The sequence below is a fragment of the Nonomuraea sp. NPDC050202 genome (assembly GCF_040656115.1).
Lineage (GTDB): Bacteria > Actinomycetota > Actinomycetes > Streptosporangiales > Streptosporangiaceae > Nonomuraea.
Genome location: NZ_JBFALF010000016.1, coordinates 238,581 through 252,374 on the forward strand (window position 1 = coordinate 238,581; position 13,794 = coordinate 252,374).

Consider the following 13,794-nt stretch of genomic DNA (forward strand, 5'->3'; position numbering starts at 1 on the left):
GGTCGGGAGCATGAGCGACGACTGGCACGACGTCAGGGAACAGCTGCGCGCGTTCGCGCTCGGCCTGCCGGAGGCCCACGAGGACCATCCCTGGGGCGACACCGTCATCAAGGTCAACAAGAAGGTCTTCCTCTTCCTCGGCGTCGACGAGCAGACCGAGAAGTGGGACCCCTCGTTCGGCGTGAAGCTCCTGTCGCAGGCGCACGGCCACGCGCTGACCGTCGAGGGCGCCCGGCCCAGCGGCTACGGGCTGGGCAAGGCGGGCTGGGTGACCGTGCCATTCCTGTCGCGGCTCCCGGAGACCGAGGTGCTGCTCGACTGGGTGGAGGAGAGCTACCGGGCCATCGCGCCCAAGCGGGCGGTCAAGGAGCTCGATCTCAGGTGACGGCCAGGCGGGTGGCGTACTTCTCCTCCCGCCACAGCTCCTTGTCCAGCACCTCCAGCAGCGTGGTCGCGGCGTCGTACACGTCGGTGTAGCCGATGTAGAGCGGCGCGAAGCCGAACCTGAGCACGTCCGGCGCCCGGAAGTCGCCGTGCACGCCCCGGTCGATCAGCGCCCGCATCACCGGATACCCGTCGGGGTGGCGCAGCGACACCTGGCTGCCCCGCGCGTCCGGGTCGGCGGGCGAGGCCAGCTCCAGCCGGTCGCCGACCAGCTTCACGAAGAGCTCGCCCAGCGCCATGCTCTTGGCCCTGACCTGCGCCATCGGCACCCGCTCCCACACCTCCAGCGCCGCGTCCAGCGCCGCCAACGACAGCACGTGCGGGGTGCTCACCGCGAACCGGCGCACCCCCTCGGCCGGCCGGTAACCGCTCTCGAACGCGAACGGCTCGGCGTGGCCGTACCAGCCGGACAGCACGTTCTCGGCGGCGGCCTGGTGGCGCGGGTTGACGTAGAGGAACGCGGGCGCGCCGGGACCGGCGTTCAGGTACTTGTACGTGCATCCCACGGCGAAGTCCGCCCCCGAGACGTCCACCTCCATGGCGCCCACGCTGTGGCACAGGTCCCACACGATGAGCGCGCCGGCGGCGTGCGCCTCGGCGGTGACCGCGGGCACGTCCTGGCGGGCGCCCGTCCGGTAGTCCACCTCCGACAGCAGCACCACGGCCGCGTCGTCGAACCCCTCGCCGAGGTCGCGCAGCTCGTAGCCGCCCAGCAGCGAGGCCAGGCCCTGCACGATGTAGTGGTCGGTGGGGAAGTTCCGGGTGTCGGAGACGATCACGCGCCGCTCGGGCCGCAGCTTCAGCGCCGCCGCCACGGCCTGGAAGACCGCGATCGAGGTGGTGTTGCCCACGACGACCTGGCCGGGTCCCGCGCCGATCAGCGGGGCGATCCGGTCGCCGGCGGTGAGCGGCTGCTCGTACCAGCCGGCGTGGTTCCAGCCGCCGACGAGGTGCCTGCCCCACTCGTCCTCGACGGTCCTGCGCAGCCGCTCGGCGGCCCGGCGGGGCGGCGCGCCGAGCGAGTTGCCGACGAGGTAGATCACCCCTTCCGGCAGCACGAACTCGTCCTTGAACTCCCGCAGCGGGTCCGCGGCGTCGAGCGCGAGGCACTGGTCGCGATCCAAGGTCACTCCCGTCATGGAGGAATGGTGGCTATCACCCTATTCACACCATTCTGGTACTGACGGGCGTACCAGTTCTGCACCGGGTTGTGCGCCGCGTCCAACCGGAACGTGCCGCGCGGGCCCGCCAGCTCGCCCACCTCGCCCAGCGCGCGGGTCAGCTCGCCGCCCCTGGACAGCGCCGCGTCGATGAGGCGCATGGCGTCCCAGCTCTGCAGGGCCACGGCCGAGGGGTTCCCGCCGGTCCTGGCCCGCCACCTGGCCACGAACGCGGCGTTGTCCGGGTTGTCCAGCGCGGGCGAGTACATGCCGACGCTCGTGATGCCCTCGGCGTCGGGGCCGACGGCCCGCAGCACGTCCTCGTCCGTGAGGTTCATGCAGGCCAGCAGCTCGATCCTGGTGTCGTAGCCGAGCTGCTTGAACGTCCTGGCGAACGCGACCGCCTCGCCGCCGGCGTAGAACGCGAACAGCAGCCCGGCCTCGGGCGGGATCTGGTCGAGGTACGGCTTGAGGTCGGTGACCCGGCCGTGCGGAGTCAGGATGCGCTTGAGCGGCTCGGCCCCGTACCCCTCGGCGAAGCCGTCGAGCGTCTCGACGCCGGCCGAGTAGTCGGAGGCCATGAGCACCGCGCCGCGCCGCCCGTACCGCTCGGCGGCGTAGCGGCCCGCGGCGTGGCCGTGGTCGCGGTTGGTGTAGGAGACGCGGAAGACGTTCGGGCCGTCCAGCTCGTCGGAGCCGGCGTTGGCGACCACCACAGGCGTACCGCCGGCGGCCTCGTCCACCACCGACACGGCGACGGGTGAGGCGATCAGGCCGGTGAGCACGTCCACGCCCACCTCGTCGATCAGCCTCCTGGCCTCCTTCCTGCCCTGCTCGGAGTTGCCCCCGTCGTCGGCCACCACCAGCTCGGCCGCCCTGCCGCCCAGGCGGCCGCCGTGGTCGTCGAGATAGAGGCGCATGGCGGTCTCCATGTCGTCGCCGAGCATGGCGTACACGCCGGTCTGCGAGATGATCGCGCCGATCTTGACCGGGAGCCTGTCCTCGTCAGGCGGCGGTACCGTCCCGCCGCAACCGGCGGCCATCAGCACCGCCAGGCCAACCACGGGCAGCCCCAGCACGGGTGCGCGCATGGGGGAGCTCCCTTCAGCCCGGGAACGCCTCGGCGTTGGCTGCGAGCAGCCTGGCGCGGGCCGTGCCGGACAGGAAGGGGGCACGCCGGATCAGGTCACCGGAGGGTGACTCGCCCAGCGGGTGGGGAAAGTCGCTGCCGAGCATCACATGGTCCTCCCCGAGAGTGTCGACGAGCAGCCGCAGCGCGCGCTCGTCGATGGACATTCAGCCCTTGCCAGGATGTAGCGCGCCGCATCGACCGCAGGTGCGGGCCTTCTCGTCGCCGTAGAACGCCTCGAAGACCGGCGGCAGGTCCTTGACGATGTCACGTACCTGCAGCTCGACCTCGTGCACCAGGGCGCCGCACGCCATGCAGTACCACTGGAACTTCTCCAGCTCGCCCTCCGGCCGGATCCGTTCGACCACCAGGCCCACGGACCCGGCCTCCGGCCGCTGCGGCGAGTGCGGCACGCGCGGCGGCAGCAGCCACATCTGGCCCTCGCGGACGTGCACGGTCTGCGGGCCGTTCTCCGTGACCACGTTGACGTGCATGTTGCCGCGCACCTGGTAGAACAGCTCCTCGTACGGATCCACGTGGAAGTCCGTCCTGGAGTTGGGCCCGCCGACCACCATCACGATGAAGTCGTTCGCCGCCTCGAAGACCACCTTGTTGCCGACCGGCGGCTTGAGCAGGTGGGCGTGCTCGTCGATCCATGCGGTGAAGTCGATGGGCGGGATCATGAGATCTCCTGCGGGTGGTAGGCGACGGCCTGCATCTCGATGAGGAGGTGCGGGTGCGGGAGCTGGTGCACCGCGACCGTGGTCCTGGTGGGCCCCTCCTCGTCGAAGAACTCGGCGTAGACCTCGTTGTAGCCCTTGAAGTCGTTCATGTTCACCAGGTACGTGGTGATCTGCACCAGGTCGGCCAGCGAGCCGCCCGCGGCCTTGAGGATGTCGCCGATGTTCTCGATGACCGCCCTGGTCTGGGCGCGGATGTCCAGGCTGGTCGCGCCGTGCTTGTCCACCTCGACGCCCACGAACGTGTCGTCGTGGCGCCGGCAGCTCGTGCCCGAGACGTACAGGAAGTCTCCGGCCCGCTTGACGTGGGGGAACCTGCCTCGCGGGGTGGCCTTGCCGGGCACGCGCATGGCCCTCGGTCTTACTTGGGGGCTCACTTGCCGAACACCGCCCGCACCGGGCCGAGGCCCTCGATCCGCGCCTCGAACACGTCTCCGGGCTCGACCGGCACCACCGGCCCGAGCGCGCCGGTCAGCACCACGTCACCGGCCCGCAGCGGGTGGTCGGTGCGGCCCAGGCGGGTGGCCAGCCAGACGGCGGCGTTGAGCGGGTGCCCCAGGCACGCCTCGCCCGAGCCGGTCGAGACCTCCTGGCCGCCCCGCGTCATCGTCATCCGCGCCGCCCGCAGGTCGAGCCCGAGCAGCGGCACGGGCGTGCCGCCGAGCACGAACGCGCCGGACGAGGCGTTGTCGGCGACCGTGTCGACCAGCGTGATGTCCCAGCCGGCGATCCGCGAGTCGGCGATCTCGATCGCCGGCAGCGCGAACTCCACCGCCCTGATCACGTCGGCCACCGTGAACGGACCGCCCTTCAGGTCCCTGCCGAGCACCAGGGCGACCTCGGCCTCGGCCCGCGGCTGCAGGAACCGGTCCGGCGGGATGGGCTGCCCGTCGCCGTAACAGGCGTCGGCGAACAGCGTGCCGAAGTCCGGCTGGTCGACGCCAAGCTGCTGCTGCACCGTCGTGTTCGTCAGGCCGACCTTCCTGCCGACCGGCCGCCGCCCCGCGTCGAGCGCCTGCCTGGTGCCGAGCTCCTGCACGGCGTACGCGTCGGCCGCCGTGCCCACCAGGTCCCTGATCGGCGCGCAGGGGCGGCCTGTACGCGCCGCCTCGGCCAGCCGCTCGGCCGCCTGGGAACGCGCGTCCACTGCCTGGGACCATTCGTCATGCATCGGGCTGCTCCAGTTTGATGGTGATCGTGGTGGGTTCGGAGTAGAAGTCGAGCGAGCGGGTGCCGCCCTCCCTGCCGATGCCCGACAGCTTCACACCGCCGAACGGGGTACGCAGGTCGCGCAGGTACCACGTGTTGACCCAGACGAGCCCGGCCTCCAGGCGCTGGGCCACGCGATGGGCGCGGTCGAGGTTCGTGGTCCACAGCGTGGCGGCCAGGCCGTACTCGCTGCCGTTGGCCAGGTCGACGGCCTCGGCCTCGCTGTCGAAGGGCGCGACGTGGCACACGGGACCGAAGATCTCTTCTCTGTTGAACCTCGACCATTCAGACAAGCCTGTCACCACAGTCGGCTCCACGAAATAACCGGAATCGCGATGATCGCCGAACACGGGGACACTGCCCCCTGCGAGCACCTTGGCTCCCTCCGAGCGGGCCAAGGCGTAATAGGAGAGCACCTTCTCGCGGTGCTCCGCCGAGATCATGGGCTGGAGCTCCACCTCCTGGGCGCGGGCGGCCAGCCGGGCGCAGAAGTCCTCGAAGATCGAGCGGTGCACGTACAGGCGCTCGGTGCACAGGCAGACCTGGCCGCCGTTGGTGAAGACCGACTTCACCGCGCCCTCGACCGCCTTGTCCAGGTCGCAGTCCTCGAAGACCAGCCCCGCGTTCTTGCCGCCCAGCTCGAACGAGATCGGCTTGACCCGGTCGGCCACGGACTTCATGATCGCCGTGCCCGTGGCGGTGGAGCCGGTGAACGTCACGGCGTTCACCCAGGGATGTTCGACGAGGAGCTGGCCGGCGGAGCCGTACCCGAAGATGATGTTGACCACGCCGGGCGGCAGGCCGGCCTCGGCGCAGAGCTCGGCGAACACGGCGGCCGAGCCCGGCGTCTGCTCCGACGGCTTGACCACGACCGTGTTGCCCGAGACCAGGGCGGGCGCGAGCTTCCAGGTCATGAGCAGGAACGGCAGGTTCCACGGGACGATCACCGCGACCACGCCGAGCGGCCTGCGCACGGTGTAGCTGAACACGCCCGACAGGTGGAAGGCGTCCTCCGGACGCTGCGCGGCGATCTCGGCGAAGGCCCGGAAGTTGGCGATGCCGCGCGGGATGTCGAGGGTGCGGGTCTGGTCCAGCGGCTTGCCCGTGTCGGCGATCTCCGCCGCGACCAGGTCGTCGAAGCGGGCCTCGATGCCCTCGGCCAGCCTCCTCATCCACCCGGCGCGCTCGCCGACAGGCATCGCCGCCCAGTCGCGGGCCGCCTCCCGCGCCGCCCGCACCGCCCGGTCGACCACCTCGGGGTCAGCCTCGTGGACCTGCCTGACCACCGCGCCCGTGACCGGGTCGTGGACGGGGAACGTCTTGCCCGCGGCCACCGGCTGGCCACCGATGAAATGGGTCAGCACAACTGTCTCCTCATTTCTCCCTCGCCTCCCGGTATAGATCGTTGTGCGGCTCGTGGACAACAGGATGTTCCGGGACACGGAACCTCCGATCGCATCGTCTCGCCCGAACGCGGCGCGCGCTATGAGCGATGCTGGTGGACATGCAGACCCGTACAGATCACATCGCCGCCCACGACGGCACCTTCGACGTCCACGTGTGGCTGCCCGACTCCGGCTCGGGCCCCGGCATCCTCCTGGTCCAGGAGATCTACGGCGTGGGACCGTACATCGAGAAGGTCGCCGTCGACCTGGCCTCCCGCGGCTACGTGGTGGCCGCGCCCGATCTGTTCTGGCGCTTGCAGCCGCACTGGCTGGGCGAGCACACGCCCGAGGGCACGCAGGCCGCGATCGAGCTGTCCCAGGGCTTCGACATCGCGCACGGCGTGTCCGACTGCGCGCTCACGGTGGCCCACCTGAGCGCCATGCCGGAGGTGAGCGGCGGCGTCGCAGCGCTCGGCTTCTGCCTGGGCGGCTCCGTGGACTACATGCTCGCCACCCAGGTCGAGCTGGCCGCGGTGCTGTCCTTCTACGGCTCGGCCGTGCCCGACGCGACCGGGCTGATGGAGCGCATCCAGTCGCCGCTGCTGCTGGTGTTCGGGGGCAGCGATCCGTACATCCCGCGCGAGCGGGTGGCCGCCGTGGAGAAGGCCGCCGAGGGCCGGCCGAACGTGGTCATGCACGTCGAGGAGGAGGCCGGGCACGCCTTCCACAACAGCGAGTCGCCGATGTTCCACCAGCCGGAGCCCGCGGCGCGCGCCTGGGAGGTGGCGATCGCGTTCCTGAACGAGCATCTGCCCGCCCGGTGAGACCTGTCCGATTGGACAGCTTCCGGTATCCCTAGATCAACCGCCATGCTGGGCGAATGGCGCGGACGTGGGAATTGTGGGGAAACGTCATTATTGCTGGTACCTTTGCACTCCCCTTGGGCTTGCTAGCAATCATGCTTCTCTCCCGTCACCGCGCCCGCGCCGGCCATCCCGCGCCCCTGCGCGCCTCCCTCGCCGACGTCGGCATCCCGCTCGGGACGGCGCCGTGGACATGGATGATCCTGACCCCGTCGGCCGGCCCCTCGGGGGTGAACCTCGTGCCGTTCACCGACCTCGCGGACCTGGCCGAGGCACCGTGGGAAGCGGTGTTGGTGCAGGTGGGAGGCAACTTGCTGGTGTTCGCGGCGCTGGGCGCGCTGCTGCCGGTACGCAGCCGCGCGATGTCCTCACTCGGCCGCGTTGCGGCGGTCGCGGCGGCATTTTCGGTCCTGGTCGAGGCCCTCCAGTACGCGTTCCGTCTGGGGCGTCTGTCCTCCGTGGACGACGTCATCCTCAATGCGACGGGTGCGGCGATCTTCGCTTTGGTTACTCGCCGCTGGTGGGCCCGGTCGGATACCGGACGGGATCGTTCCATGATTACGGCCAGCTAAAACATCGCGGAATTCACCACTCGGGCACGATCCTCTCAAAATCAGCCCACGACCATGGCCTGCTTCTGTGCGATCGTGGACAAGACGGGGCAAGTTCTCTGGAGACGCCACAACCTGGTTGGTGACAGAGGGTGATCAAAGTTGTCTGAATCCCCGGTACCCCACGAGCCCCCTATCTATCGACGCATCGCCGACGGCCTCCGCGCCCGGATTCTGTCCGGCGAACTGCGCGACGGGGACCGACTACCGGGCGAGAACGCGCTTATGGCCGAATACGCAATCGCACGAGCCACCGCCAGGCAGGCGCTTGCCGTACTGATCAACGAAGGGCTGGCGGTGCCCAGACGAGGCTCGGGGGTTTACGTGCGGCTGTTCAAACCGATACGCAGGCACGGCTCACGCCGCCTGTCACGAGAGCAGTGGGGCCAGGGACGGGCCATCTGGGACGCGGACACGCGTGGCCGCCCCTTCACCGTCGACGCGTTAGAGGTGACGTTGGAGCGAGCCACCGAGGATGTGGCCGCCGTGCTCGAGAGCGGCGAGGTCTGGGTACGCCGGCGCCGCTACTCGGTCGACACCAGGCCCGTGCAACTGGCCACCTCCTACTTCCCCGCCCGGCAGGTGGAGGGCAGCGCGATCACCCTCCCGGACACCGGCCCCGGCGGCGTCTACGCCAGGCTCAGCGATCTGGGCCTGCCCCCCGCCCACTTCACCGAGGAGGTACGGGCCCGCATGCCCAGCCCGCGCGAGACCACGCTGCTCGACCTGCCCGCGGGCACGCCCGTCATCGTGATCGCGCGTACGGCGTACACGTCGGGCGGGCTGCCGGTCGAGGTCAACGAGATGGTGCTGGATTCCGCGGCGTACGTACTTCAGTACGACTTCGACGCTTGAATCAAGCCGATCTGTCAAGCGATAGGTTGACCTGTCCCTGACGATCATTGTGCTCTCTAGAGAAGTGCCGCATCTTCTAAGGAGATGGAACCTCGCCTGGGGGCCCGGGAAAGGCGGACAGCGATGTCCTTTGATCGGCATCTCGCCGAGATCGCCCGGGAGTACCCCCAGTGGACCATCTGGCGGAGCGATGCGGGCCGCTGGTGGGCCACGAGACACCATCCGCTGAGCGCGGCGCAGCGCGATGCCGGATGTGCGATGACCATCGACGCGGACGACCCGGACGGCCTGCGCGACCGGCTCCGGGACCAGGAAAGGCGGGCCGGCGAGCAGCACACGTGGCGAGCCGGCCCCGCACCACCTTGACGCAGGTCGTGGAGCGTTCCGCGGCCCGCGTCCACGAGCAGCCCGGTGCCGGGTCCAGCGTCTCGGCGGCCCCGGCACCGGGCCTCCAAGATTCAGGAGGGGCCACGAACGCGGAAGTCCCCGACCCGATCGGGGGCGGGGGCTTCCGCTCCCCATCCCCCAGGGTGTGGACATGCTGTTCGAGCGGCGGTCGCGATCGCCCGGGCTCCGGCCTGATGGCCGAGGTCACCTCGGTGGCGGTGACCTCGGCCGCGGATGTCATGGACGGCCTACCTGCCGGCCAGGGGCTGAGCCGCTACTTGCGCGACTCCGACAGCCGGCCGATGTTCACGTCCGTGTCGTCGGAGATGACGCCCTCCCGCTGCTCCGGGTCGTCGTCCTTGACGATCACCCGCACGGTCTGCTCGGGGTCGTCCTCGCCGTTCTGCGGCTCGGGCTGAGCCGGCTGCGCGGGCTGGGCAGCCTGAGCAGGCTGGACGGGCTGGGCGGGCGGCGCGATGGCCTCGGGCACCAGCGACCCCGCGTTCGCCTCGGCACGCATGAGGTCACCCAGCACCGAGCTGATCTCCGTCAGCCGCCGCACGACCTCCGTGTGCGTGTTGCTCAGGTACTCCACCCGCCGCCCGGCCTGCTCGTCCAGCGCCGTGGCCCGCTGGTGCGCGGTGGCCAGCATGTTCTCGGCCTCCTGGTGCGCCCCGGACAGCACCTGCTCGGCCTGCGCGTTGGCGGACTGCATGAGCTGCTCGGACTCGGCCCTGGCCATGGTGACCGTGCGCTCGGCCTCGGCCCTGGCCACCTGCAGCGTCTCCTCGGCCTCGGTGCGGGCGGAGGTGAGCTGCTCCTCCGCGTCGCTGCCCGCCTGGGCCAGCATGCGCTCGGCCGCCTGGGTGGCCTCGCTCACCCGCCGCTCGGCCTCGGCCTGGGCGGAGGTGAGGATCTTGTCGGCGGTCTCGCGGGAGGTGGTGACGAGCCGTTCGGCCTCGGACTTGGCCGCGTCGCGCACGCTGGCGGCCTCGGCCTCCGCGTCCTCGCGCTTGGCCGCGGCCTCCTCCTCGCCGAGCCTGAGGATCTGCGCGAGCCTGGGGCTGAGGTCCTCGTAGCTCTGCGGCGTCTCGACCATGCGCCGCCTGGCCTCGGCCAGCTCGATGCGGCCCTGCTCCGCCTGCTCGATGGCCCGTGCCAGCCGCTCCTCCAGATCCCTTATCTGGTTACGGGTGCGGATGATGTAGTCGTGGACCTGGCGGCGGTTGTAGCCGCGCATCACGACCTCGAAGGTGTCCTCTTGCATCAGATCGGGAATGCTCTCGTGCTGGTTCATCATGGCGATTACCTGGGGGTTTCGTCGTGAGGCGGGGGAAAACTAGCGGGTTGTGAGGGTCTGGCAACGGGACGTCAGGAAACGACTTTCCTGCCATCTGCCCACGTCCGCAACCCGAACGCCATACCCAGAGCTGGAATTACGATGTCTCGAATGTACATAGCAGCGTTGGACAACGGAGCAGTCCCGGACATACACCCTGAAGCGTACATAGCCCCTGGTGCGGTCGTGGTCGGCAACGTACGCGTGGGCCGGGCGTCCAGCATCTGGTACGGCTCCGTCCTCCGTGGGGACGACGAACGGATCGAGATCGGCGCGGAGTGCAACGTGCAGGACCTGTCGTGCCTGCACTCCGACCCGGGCGAGCCCGCGATCCTGGAGGACCGCGTCAGCCTCGGCCACAAGGCCATGGTCCACGGCGCCCACGTGGAGACCGGCGCGCTGATCGGCATCGGGGCGATCGTGCTGGGCGGCGCCCGCATCGGCGCGGGCACGCTGGTGGCGGCCGGAGCCCTCGTGGGCCCCGGCAAGAAGATCCCGGCGGGCGTGCTGGTCGCGGGCGTGCCCGGCAAGATCGTACGTGAGCTCACCGACGACGATCGCGACTCCTTCGCCCGCACGCCGGACAACTACATGGCCAAGGCACTCAGGCACCGGCAGGCGTCATCGCTTTGATCAGGACCTCGTCCGACACCGACGCCGTGTTGAGCGGGTCGGCGTAGTCAGGCAGCTCCGGCCTCAGGAAACGGACGAAGTCGACCGTGAGCTTGAGGTCGGGCGTGCCCTTGACCTGCTTGGCGTTGCCCTTGGTCGCGTCCTTCTTGAGCGTGCTGTAGCTGTCCCAGTCGGTGTAGGCCGTCACGCCCCACTGGAGCACGTCAGGCAGGGTGGACGGCCAGCGCTGGGCCACCTTCCACGTGCCCTTGTCCTCCTTGTACAGCGCGACGAAGACCCGGCCGACCCTGGCCAGCGCGAGGTCCACCCAGCCGCTCTTGACGCCGACCTCCTTGGGCTTGGAGCTGCCGTCCTGGGTGAGCTTGGCCTCGACCTGGCCGCTCTTCTCAGCGGTGCCGGTGGTGACCGAGACCCAGTTGGGCTTGGCGTACGAGCCGGGCTGGCGGGCCATGAGGCCCCCGAGCGAGAATTTCCGCTTGGGCTGGCCGCCGCTCCTGCCCTCGACCTTGACCCGGGCGTGCATGACGATGTCGCCGGCGAGCTCCTGGTACACGAAGGGCCCGCGGAAGCCGTCGAACCAGGCCGAGACGTTGGGCTCCAGGTACATCGCGCCCTTCACGGTCTTGTTCACGTCGAACTTGGCGAGCCGGTCGATGTCCTTCTCGGTCTCGTTGAGCTTGGTCCACACCTTCAGGTCGGCCGCGTCGTCGAACTCGGTGGAGGCCTCGCCCACCTCCCCGCCGGGAGCGGGCGGAGTGGCGTTCTGTAGCGTGAGAATGCCCGGTCCGGTGGGTGTCGGCTGCGCCGCCGTCGTCGTACCGCAACCGGAGAGCACGCTAACGACCACCAACGTCCCTGCTACCTTCGCCCTCATAGCGGCCATTCTGCCGTGAAATGCCGATGGATGATCCGAGTACCCCCAGTACGATGACCGCCGTGCCACCCTGGGATGCGTTCACCGCCGCGGAGGCGGAGGTCCGCGCGATGGTCGCGGACCCGCGCTGGCGAGGGCTTTCCGTGCCCGATCGCGCTCACGTGCTGGCGGCCAGGATCCTGGTGACCCCCGATGGCGACCGGTGGCTGTTCGGCGCGCACGCGCGCTGGCACCTGCACGACCCCGCCGACGGCCGCTGGCATCCGGCGCCGCCGCCGCGCGGCACGCGGGTGCGCCGGGTGACGCACGCCGCGGCGGTCCTGCCGGACGCCGTGGTGCCGCCCGGCCACGACTTCCACGCCGAGCCCGGCTCCACCCAGTCGTTCATCGGCCCGGACGTGCCAGAGCGCCTCACGGAGCAGCTCAGGGTGCTGGTACGCGGCTGCGGGCGCAAGTCCGAGCTGGACTACCCGCTGTCGTCCTTCGACGAGATCTTCGCCACAGACGTGCCGAGCACGGTGGCCGCCGCCTGGGGCACGATCATGTGGTGCGCGTACGCGCCCGCCTTCGACGGCAACGAGCGGCTGATCACCGTCTTCGGCGAGTACCTGCGCCGCCCCCTGCCCGGCGACGAGTGGGTGCGCTGGCTGCAGGCGCCGCCCCTGCTCGATCTCGTCAGGCTGGTGGCCGAGCGGATGCGGGCGGGGCGTCCCCGGGCCGCGCTCAGGCTCGCCGCCGTGATGGCGGACACGGCCCAGATCCTGCTGCTCGACACCCGGTTCAGGCCGCGGGCGCTGGCGCTGCTCACGATGGTGGAGCCCATGCTGCGCCGCCCCGGCTTCGGCGACCCGTACGACGACGACGCGGTGATGCGCCGCGAGTGGCTGGAGCGCTGCCCCGCCCGCCTGTGCCGGGCCCTGCTCGTGGAGAACGACCCCGAGGCGCATTTCTCCCACACCGTCTACGACCTCGTGGACGCCCTGTCGTTCACGTCGGAGCCGCGCCGGGCCGCGGCCTCGCTCCTGGCCGACCTGTCCGACTCCAGGGGGATGCTGCCGGGGCGGCTGGATCACCGGCTGCGGATGGCGTACGAGGAGCTGCGCCATGCCGGGCTCACGGGCACGTCCGCGGCCGAGACGACGCAGCCGGAGGGCTTTGCCGTACGCACCGCCGAGGCAGCACCGGTGTTCCAGGTGGAGCCGCCTGACAGGGGGAGCGCGGCGGCGGTGCTCGGGGCCGCGTACGCCATGGGGCTGGCGTGGGGCCGGCTGACGGGGGCCAAGCTGCCGGAGCGGGGTCTGGCGGGGCAGTCGGCACTCGTACGGAAGATCGTCCACGAACGGGACGACCACCACACAGGGCACATGTAAACCACTAATGCCGCTATTTCCCCCTTACTCCTCCTATATCGTTCTAACCCCACAGATAACAGCAATTTCGCTGAATTGTGATCTCGGATTCGGGAAATGATCCTGACGGGGCCCCCGCGGTGCAGAAAGGAATGACTCCGATGGGCCATGTCGCCGGAAGGGGCCTGCGCCGTAACCTCGTAGAGGGTGTGGGCTGCGGAAGGAAGGACGACGCGGTGGGGCACGACGACCTGGACTCTCGGGTCCACGACCGTGTCGCGTTGGACGAGATTGCGCTCTACGCCGAGGTGCTCACCGCCGTGGCAGTCAGTGAGCGGCGGCTGACCTTGGACGAACTCGACGACGCGCTCGGATTGCGGACTTCGGCGAGTCGCTGAAGAACCAACTCGATTACCAAGACCCCGGGGACCTAGTTCCCGGGGTTTCACATAACTAGTCAATCCACGGCTGGATCATCCGACTTACGGATGAGGCCCTCACGACGGAGGGCTAGACCCCGCTAGGAACGCACGAGGCGGGCGATCGCCGCCGACGCCTCCTTGACCTTCGCCTCGGCCTCCGGGCCGCCCGTGTTGATCGCGTCGGCCACGCAGTGCGAGATGTGCTCCTCCAGCAGCCCCAGCGCGACCGCCTGCAGGGCCCGTGTGGCGGCGGAGACCTGGGTGAGCACGTCGATGCAGTAGGCATCGTCGTCGACCATGCGCTGCAGACCCCTGATCTGGCCCTCGATTCGCCGCAGGCGCGTCAGATATGCCTGCTTGTCTCCGCTGTACCCATGCATGCTTCTACGGTACC

General features: G+C 70.0%; 18 protein-coding genes. 8 read left to right on the top strand and 10 right to left on the bottom strand.

Features of this window, described 5'->3' with window-relative positions:
- Positions 1 to 10: 10 nt before the first annotated feature.
- Positions 11 to 385, top strand: a complete 375-nt coding sequence (locus AB0I79_RS35115; protein ID WP_357882568.1) for an MmcQ/YjbR family DNA-binding protein — start codon at positions 11 to 13, stop codon at positions 383 to 385.
- On the opposite strand, the gene kynU is transcribed toward AB0I79_RS35115, so the two are convergent.
- From kynU to AB0I79_RS35150, 7 genes are read right to left on the bottom strand one after another with little or no spacing between them, the layout of a single operon-like run.
- Positions 378 to 1,583: a kynureninase gene (gene kynU / locus AB0I79_RS35120; RefSeq protein ID WP_357882571.1), complete on the bottom strand. Its 1,206-nt coding sequence runs from the start codon at positions 1,581 to 1,583 to the stop codon at positions 378 to 380. The genes AB0I79_RS35115 and kynU overlap by 8 nt on opposite strands.
- Positions 1,580 to 2,695, bottom strand: a complete 1,116-nt coding sequence (locus AB0I79_RS35125; RefSeq protein ID WP_357882574.1) for an ABC transporter substrate-binding protein — start codon at positions 2,693 to 2,695, stop codon at positions 1,580 to 1,582. Before AB0I79_RS35125 ends, kynU begins: the two co-directional genes overlap by 4 nt.
- 13 nt (positions 2,696 to 2,708) lie before the next feature.
- Positions 2,709 to 2,900, bottom strand: a complete 192-nt coding sequence (locus AB0I79_RS35130) for an amidohydrolase family protein (protein WP_357882577.1) — start codon at positions 2,898 to 2,900, stop codon at positions 2,709 to 2,711.
- On the bottom strand, positions 2,901 to 3,416 hold the full coding sequence (locus AB0I79_RS35135; protein WP_357882580.1) for a 3-hydroxyanthranilate 3,4-dioxygenase: 516 nt from the start codon (positions 3,414 to 3,416) through the stop codon (positions 2,901 to 2,903). It lies immediately after the preceding gene.
- Positions 3,413 to 3,823: a RidA family protein gene (locus tag AB0I79_RS35140; protein WP_357882583.1), complete on the bottom strand. Its 411-nt coding sequence runs from the start codon at positions 3,821 to 3,823 to the stop codon at positions 3,413 to 3,415. Before AB0I79_RS35140 ends, AB0I79_RS35135 begins: the two co-directional genes overlap by 4 nt.
- Before the next feature lie 23 nt (positions 3,824 to 3,846).
- Positions 3,847 to 4,644 carry a fumarylacetoacetate hydrolase family protein gene (locus AB0I79_RS35145; RefSeq protein ID WP_357882586.1) on the bottom strand — a complete coding sequence of 266 codons (798 nt, stop codon included), beginning with the start codon at positions 4,642 to 4,644 and terminating at the stop codon, positions 3,847 to 3,849.
- On the bottom strand, positions 4,637 to 6,046 hold the full coding sequence (locus AB0I79_RS35150; RefSeq protein ID WP_357882589.1) for an aldehyde dehydrogenase family protein: 1,410 nt from the start codon (positions 6,044 to 6,046) through the stop codon (positions 4,637 to 4,639). Before AB0I79_RS35150 ends, AB0I79_RS35145 begins: the two co-directional genes overlap by 8 nt.
- Before the next feature lie 140 nt (positions 6,047 to 6,186).
- Between AB0I79_RS35150 and AB0I79_RS35155 the strand changes: the two genes are divergently transcribed.
- The 4 genes from AB0I79_RS35155 (at position 6,187) to AB0I79_RS35170 (ending at position 8,762) form a co-directional block, all read left to right on the top strand.
- A complete protein-coding gene (locus AB0I79_RS35155) occupies positions 6,187 to 6,891 on the top strand; it encodes a dienelactone hydrolase family protein (RefSeq protein WP_357882592.1) in 705 nt (234 codons plus the stop codon).
- 56 nt (positions 6,892 to 6,947) lie between these two features.
- On the top strand, positions 6,948 to 7,502 hold the full coding sequence (locus AB0I79_RS35160) for a VanZ family protein (RefSeq protein ID WP_357882595.1): 555 nt from the start codon (positions 6,948 to 6,950) through the stop codon (positions 7,500 to 7,502).
- Between the two features lie 141 nt (positions 7,503 to 7,643).
- Positions 7,644 to 8,396 (top strand): GntR family transcriptional regulator, encoded by a 753-nt coding sequence (locus AB0I79_RS35165; RefSeq protein ID WP_357882598.1) that lies wholly within the window; start codon positions 7,644 to 7,646, stop codon positions 8,394 to 8,396.
- A gap of 123 nt (positions 8,397 to 8,519) precedes the next feature.
- Positions 8,520 to 8,762: a hypothetical protein gene (locus AB0I79_RS35170; RefSeq protein WP_253755240.1), complete on the top strand. Its 243-nt coding sequence runs from the start codon at positions 8,520 to 8,522 to the stop codon at positions 8,760 to 8,762.
- 295 nt (positions 8,763 to 9,057) lie between these two features.
- Here AB0I79_RS35170 and AB0I79_RS35175 read toward each other — a convergent pair whose 3' ends face one another.
- A complete protein-coding gene (locus AB0I79_RS35175) occupies positions 9,058 to 10,083 on the bottom strand; it encodes a hypothetical protein (protein ID WP_357882601.1) in 1,026 nt (341 codons plus the stop codon).
- 141 nt (positions 10,084 to 10,224) lie between these two features.
- Between AB0I79_RS35175 and AB0I79_RS35180 the strand changes: the two genes are divergently transcribed.
- Positions 10,225 to 10,755: a gamma carbonic anhydrase family protein gene (locus tag AB0I79_RS35180; RefSeq protein WP_357882604.1), complete on the top strand. Its 531-nt coding sequence runs from the start codon at positions 10,225 to 10,227 to the stop codon at positions 10,753 to 10,755.
- Here AB0I79_RS35180 and AB0I79_RS35185 read toward each other — a convergent pair.
- Positions 10,727 to 11,629, bottom strand: coding sequence for a hypothetical protein (locus tag AB0I79_RS35185; RefSeq protein ID WP_357882607.1), 903 nt, complete (start codon positions 11,627 to 11,629; stop codon positions 10,727 to 10,729). The two genes, AB0I79_RS35180 and AB0I79_RS35185, sit on opposite strands and share 29 nt — an antisense overlap.
- A gap of 53 nt (positions 11,630 to 11,682) precedes the next feature.
- On the opposite strand from AB0I79_RS35185, the gene AB0I79_RS35190 reads away from it, so the two are divergent.
- Positions 11,683 to 12,999, top strand: coding sequence for a hypothetical protein (locus AB0I79_RS35190; protein ID WP_357882610.1), 1,317 nt, complete (start codon positions 11,683 to 11,685; stop codon positions 12,997 to 12,999).
- Between the two features lie 215 nt (positions 13,000 to 13,214).
- Complete coding sequence (locus tag AB0I79_RS35195; protein WP_020540796.1) at positions 13,215 to 13,376, top strand: hypothetical protein; 162 nt, start codon at positions 13,215 to 13,217, stop codon at positions 13,374 to 13,376.
- Between the two features lie 122 nt (positions 13,377 to 13,498).
- Here AB0I79_RS35195 and AB0I79_RS35200 read toward each other — a convergent pair whose 3' ends face one another.
- On the bottom strand, positions 13,499 to 13,780 hold the full coding sequence (locus AB0I79_RS35200; protein WP_080044376.1) for a metal-sensitive transcriptional regulator: 282 nt from the start codon (positions 13,778 to 13,780) through the stop codon (positions 13,499 to 13,501).
- Positions 13,781 to 13,794: the final 14 nt, after the last annotated feature.

Bases quoted from the DNA above. Each gene is read 5' to 3' on its own strand.
- AB0I79_RS35115 (WP_357882568.1), top strand. From the start codon at position 11: ATGAGCGACGACTGGCACGACGTCAGGGAACAGCTGCGCGCGTTCGCG.
- kynU (WP_357882571.1), bottom strand. From the start codon at position 1,583: ATGACGGGAGTGACCTTGGATCGCGACCAGTGCCTCGCGCTCGACGCC.
- AB0I79_RS35125 (WP_357882574.1), bottom strand. From the start codon at position 2,695: ATGCGCGCACCCGTGCTGGGGCTGCCCGTGGTTGGCCTGGCGGTGCTG.
- AB0I79_RS35130 (WP_357882577.1), bottom strand. From the start codon at position 2,900: ATGTCCATCGACGAGCGCGCGCTGCGGCTGCTCGTCGACACTCTCGGG.
- AB0I79_RS35135 (WP_357882580.1), bottom strand. From the start codon at position 3,416: ATGATCCCGCCCATCGACTTCACCGCATGGATCGACGAGCACGCCCAC.
- AB0I79_RS35140 (WP_357882583.1), bottom strand. From the start codon at position 3,823: ATGCGCGTGCCCGGCAAGGCCACCCCGCGAGGCAGGTTCCCCCACGTC.
- AB0I79_RS35145 (WP_357882586.1), bottom strand. From the start codon at position 4,644: ATGCATGACGAATGGTCCCAGGCAGTGGACGCGCGTTCCCAGGCGGCC.
- AB0I79_RS35155 (WP_357882592.1), top strand. From the start codon at position 6,187: ATGCAGACCCGTACAGATCACATCGCCGCCCACGACGGCACCTTCGAC.
- AB0I79_RS35160 (WP_357882595.1), top strand. From the start codon at position 6,948: ATGGCGCGGACGTGGGAATTGTGGGGAAACGTCATTATTGCTGGTACC.
- AB0I79_RS35170 (WP_253755240.1), top strand. From the start codon at position 8,520: ATGTCCTTTGATCGGCATCTCGCCGAGATCGCCCGGGAGTACCCCCAG.
- AB0I79_RS35175 (WP_357882601.1), bottom strand. From the start codon at position 10,083: ATGATGAACCAGCACGAGAGCATTCCCGATCTGATGCAAGAGGACACC.
- AB0I79_RS35180 (WP_357882604.1), top strand. From the start codon at position 10,225: ATGTCTCGAATGTACATAGCAGCGTTGGACAACGGAGCAGTCCCGGAC.
- AB0I79_RS35185 (WP_357882607.1), bottom strand. From the start codon at position 11,629: ATGAGGGCGAAGGTAGCAGGGACGTTGGTGGTCGTTAGCGTGCTCTCC.
- AB0I79_RS35190 (WP_357882610.1), top strand. From the start codon at position 11,683: ATGACCGCCGTGCCACCCTGGGATGCGTTCACCGCCGCGGAGGCGGAG.
- AB0I79_RS35200 (WP_080044376.1), bottom strand. From the start codon at position 13,780: ATGCATGGGTACAGCGGAGACAAGCAGGCATATCTGACGCGCCTGCGG.